Genomic DNA, 641 nt, shown 5'->3' with positions numbered 1-641 from the left:
CGCTCAGGGTGACACCCTGAGCGGCATTGAAAAGGTGATCGGCACGGCGTTCAACGACACCTTCAATCTCGATTCGGCCACTGCGACGTTCGAGGGGGGAGCGGGGGATGATGTCTACGTTCTCAACAGCAGTGGCGGCACGGTCATCGAACAGGCGGGTGGCGGTAACGATGAAGTACGCAGCAACTTCGGCCAGATCTACCTGGGCGCCAACGTCGAGCGTCTGACCTATACCGGCAACGCTTCATTCATCGGCTGGGGCAATGCCAGCGACAACATTATTACCGGTGGTGCCGGCAATGACCTGTTGTATGGCGGCGCAGGTGCCGATCAATTTATTGGTGGCGCCGGCATAGATACCGCCAGCTACGGCGACAGTACTGTTGGCGTCAGCATCAATTTGAAAACCGGTGTCAACAGCGGCATCGCAGCGGGCGATACCTACACCGGCATTGAGCGAATCCTCGGCTCGGGCTTCAACGATACCTTCATCGCCGACAGTCGGGTGTTTGCATTTGACGGCGGTGCGGGAACGGCTGACGTGGTGGATTACTCGACGTCTGTCGAGGCGATCAATGTCGATATCCGAGCTAATGCTGTCGGTCTCGCGGGCATTGGCGGCGACGCTCAGGGTGACACCC

Annotated in this window: 1 protein-coding gene; it reads left to right on the top strand. The window is 59.0% G+C overall.

What is annotated here, in order from left to right; genetic code table 11:
- The coding region (locus QMX91_RS31335; protein WP_282413917.1) for a calcium-binding protein at positions 1–641 on the top strand (641 nt) is incomplete at both ends.

The organism is Pseudomonas sp. PS01299, from assembly GCF_029960145.1.
Taxonomy (GTDB): Bacteria; Pseudomonadota; Gammaproteobacteria; order Pseudomonadales; family Pseudomonadaceae; genus Aquipseudomonas; species Aquipseudomonas putida_A.
Note: the sequence above shows the minus strand (reverse complement) of the source record. Positions and strands in the feature narration are given on the sequence as shown.